The organism is Nonomuraea sp. NPDC048881, assembly GCF_040649795.1.
Taxonomy (GTDB): domain Bacteria; phylum Actinomycetota; class Actinomycetes; order Streptosporangiales; family Streptosporangiaceae; genus Nonomuraea.
Map to the genome: position 1 here is coordinate 1 of NZ_JBEZGC010000047.1, position 3,380 is coordinate 3,380.

General features: G+C 66.5%; 4 protein-coding genes and 1 pseudogene. 4 read left to right on the forward strand and 1 reads right to left on the reverse strand.

Going from position 1 to position 3,380, the window contains the following annotated elements:
* A pseudogene (locus AB0C33_RS51055) lies at positions 1 to 240 on the forward strand (NUDIX hydrolase); the annotation flags it as partial.
* Here the strand turns inward: AB0C33_RS51055 and AB0C33_RS51060 are convergent.
* On the reverse strand, positions 218 to 1,441 hold the full coding sequence (locus AB0C33_RS51060; RefSeq protein WP_358303096.1) for an XRE family transcriptional regulator: 1,224 nt from the start codon (positions 1,439 to 1,441) through the stop codon (positions 218 to 220). The pseudogene AB0C33_RS51055 and the gene AB0C33_RS51060 overlap by 23 nt on opposite strands.
* A gap of 362 nt (positions 1,442 to 1,803) precedes the next feature.
* On the opposite strand from AB0C33_RS51060, the gene AB0C33_RS51065 reads away from it, so the two are divergent.
* From AB0C33_RS51065 to AB0C33_RS51075, 3 genes are all read left to right on the forward strand, one after another.
* The gene (locus AB0C33_RS51065; protein WP_358303099.1) at positions 1,804 to 1,983 is read left to right on the forward strand and encodes a hypothetical protein; all 180 of its coding nucleotides are present in this window, start codon (positions 1,804 to 1,806) and stop codon (positions 1,981 to 1,983) included.
* An 8-nt stretch (positions 1,984 to 1,991) separates the two neighbouring features.
* Positions 1,992 to 2,312 (forward strand): hypothetical protein, encoded by a 321-nt coding sequence (locus AB0C33_RS51070; protein ID WP_358303102.1) that lies wholly within the window; start codon positions 1,992 to 1,994, stop codon positions 2,310 to 2,312.
* Between the two features lie 287 nt (positions 2,313 to 2,599).
* Positions 2,600 to 3,316, forward strand: coding sequence for a GntR family transcriptional regulator (locus AB0C33_RS51075; protein WP_358303105.1), 717 nt, complete (start codon positions 2,600 to 2,602; stop codon positions 3,314 to 3,316).
* Positions 3,317 to 3,380: the final 64 nt, after the last annotated feature.

The window sequence follows — 3,380 nt, forward strand, 5'->3', positions numbered from 1 at the left end:
GAGCACCTGGTGAGCTATCAGCCGATGGCCGGCATGGTGGACTCCGAGCACATCCTGTTCCTGGTGCATGGCGCCGAGCTGGTCGGTAAGCCTGAGGGTGAGGTGGAAGCCGATCGGATCGAGTGGGTTCCGATGGCCGAGATCCCCGACATGATTGCCCGCGGGGACATCTGGACGTCGGGGACGCTGATCGGGTTGCTTCAGGCTCAGCAGCGGCTCAACGGCCGAGAGCGCGGTTGACGGCTCGCGAGAGTTCCTCGATGCGGCGTCGTTGACGGCGGCAGCCGGTCATGGTGGCCAGTTGCTTGGCGCGCTGGATGTGGGGCTGTGCTGCCTCGGGTTCGCCGGCTGCGAGCAGGGCGTGGCCGAGGTCGCAGCGGACGCCTGCTTCGGCGCGGTTGTAGGTGCCGTCCATTCCGGCGAGTGAGGAGCGTAGGTCCTCGACGGTGCTGGGGTCGCCGAAGCGGAGCAGGCAGCTTCCGCGCCAGCGGGCGAAGTGGTGGACGTTGATGGACAGGTAGGGCATGTCCGGGTCGCCATCGCCTTCCGGCAACATGAGGGCGGCTTGGTCGAGCGCGCGACGGCATGCGTCCTCGTCGCCGAGGATGGCCGCGGCTTCGGCCTCTGCTGCGGCGAGCCATGTTCTGAGGCGGGCGGGGACGCGGTCGCGGTGGGTGATGTGGATGTGCTGGAGGAGTTCGGCTGCTTCGGCGGGGCGGCCCAGGTCCATGAGGACGTACGCCTGTTCGCCGGAGACGTAGGCCAGGACTGCGGCGTCCTCGGCTTCGCGGGCGGCGGCCTTGGCGCGTTCGTAGTGGTTCCAGGCGTCGTTGAGCGCCACGGTGTTGATGGCCTGCCAGCCGGCCAGCGAGGCTGTTTCGGCAAGTAGGTGGGCGAGCTGGGCACGGATGCGTGGGCGTACGGCGTGGCGGTGGGCTCGTTCGATCTGGGCCATCTGGGCGTGCATCTTGTCGGCGATGGCGAGGCTGCCGAGTCGGCGGTCCTGGAGGCGGAGGTTGTTGGTGTCCGTGCGCAGGATCATGACCATCGTGTCGTCGACGGCTGCGGCGGCTTCCAGGCGGGCGGTGAGTTCGTCGGTCTGTTCCTGGTGCTCGTCGTCGAGGTCGCCTGTCGGGGACGCAGTGTCGAGCGGGGCCAGGCCGAGCAGCATGCGGGCGTGGTCGGGCAGGCCGAGTCCGGTGGCGATGCGTTCGAAGACGGCCAGTTCTTCGATGGGGCCGGCCGTTCCGTTGAAGATCTTGTTGACGCGGGGCTGGGCGATTTCGGTCGCTGATGCGATGCGGACCTGACTGATTCCGCCGTATTTGGCGACCAGGCGGAACAGTCCCGCGATGTCGCGGTTTTTCAGGCTTTCTCGCATATCGTCGCGTTCCCATACCGATGGCGGGAGCTTGATCGGCTGGAAACCACTCGCGCGCATGCGACCCTCCGGAACTCGTACTCCGAGATTGTGCATTGCTGTGCGGCGGACTCTATATGCCTCGGCGGTATATCGCCGTGGGATATGTATAAACGGTTGGTCCATTCATGCTCTGCCGCATGACAACTCCAGTCAGGTGCGAAGAATGCGAGGGGCGGGGATGGAAGATCGTCACCCGTCGGGGGCATGTGGCGGCATCGAGGTTGGGTGCGGCCTCGTCGGTCACCACTGAGTGCCTTCACTGCGATGGGGCCGAGCATGGTCTTGCTGCTGGCGAGGCGTTCGAGTGGGAGGTCCGGGTCCGGTCCGGCCTCGGCGAGGAACTGGGGACGTGCGGTTCGAGCTCGTTCCAGGCAACCGCGATGGATGAGCTGCGCAAGGCCATGCGGGGCATGTCGGTGGACGCCGGCGTGGTGCTGGGGCGGATCGTCCACAGCGTCTACGGGCTCGGGGCCGTGCCGGACAAGGCCACCCGGCGTGAGGTCTTCCGGGCCTACCTCGACGCGGCGGGCTCGGTGCGGTTCGAGCGGGTGGCCGAATGACGGCCCCCGTGGTGATCTCGATCGATCCGCGTCGTTCCGCCGAACTGCTCCGGGAGGCGCTGGAGCAGAACGGCGTCAGCGCGGATGTCCACGACGGGTACGGGCTCGCCCTGGTGTCGGTCTGGGTCGGGCTGGTGGTGTGGTGCGACGGTCGTCACTACTGGTGGCGAACCGGGTGGAATGTCGCCCATCGTCGCGTCATCTATGCCTGGCATCCGGCGATTGATCCGGTGCGGGCCGCTCATCGTATCTCCATGCATTATTCGGACCTGCGTAGGACGCAGCCATATTCGGCGTTGATCGCCGATCTTGTTGACGGGGTCGAGTAATGACTGGCCGGCGAGTGTCGTGCGGGGTGGGGACGGAGCGACGTGATTTCTCGCTCGTGCAGCACGCTGTTGTGCGTGGCGCTTCCAAGGCGTTGTGCGGGGAGACGATTCGACTCGTGGTGATCGGTGATTGGCAGGTGCCGTTCATGCCGACCATCCCGAGCGCTTGCGAGGCGTGTGTAAGCCTCCTGGCGGGGCGTTCTGAGTCCTAATCATGGCCTGACAAGTCTTGGCTCAGCCGGTACTGTACTTATGCGGACAAGCGCAAGAGTGAACGGACGGCCAACATGAGCATGGACTTCGCCCCGCCGAAATACGCGCAGGTCATGCAGGCGATCCAGGAGCGCATCGAGTCGGGCGAGTACGCCCCCGGCGACATGCTGCCGTCCGAGACGCAGCTTGTTCGTGAGCTGGGCGTGGGGCGCACCACGGTGGTGCGGGCGCTTCAGACGCTCGCCATGCAGGGGTGGATCGAGCGCGAGCACGGGCGCGGGTCGTTCGTGAAGGGCCGGCCGGAACGCGAGGCCGAGACCGTTCGTCCGGGCCTGGGTGCTGCGGAGCAGGGAGAGAGCGCCGACAGTCTCGTTGAGGTGGCGCGGATTCCGGCGCCTCGGCATGTCGCGAAGTTGCTCGGGGTCGCCGAGCGTACGCCGGTGATCGTCCGTAAGCGGGTGGCTCGTCAGGCGGATCTCGTCTCGGCGGTGGAGACCGTGTGGGTGCCGCTGGAGATCGCGGTGGGGACCGATCTGGACAAGGCCGAGCCGTTGCGGGGCGGCATCCGCAAGCACCTCCAGGCGGTCAAGCATGTGCGCTTCGATCGCATCACCGAGCGGCTGTCCGCGCGTAAGCCCACGAAGGACGAGGCCGAGCTGCTGGGCTCGTCCAATCCCGTGCTCGGCGTGACGGCGACTGTGCATGACCCTGCGGGGAACGTGCTGCTGGCCATGAGCCTGGCGCTGCCTGGCAGCCTGCATGAGCTTGAGGATGTCTACAAGGTGAGGTAATTCTTACCGCGCCACTCCGGCTCAACCACTTGTGCGGACGAGTGGCCACAGCCTACTCTCAACT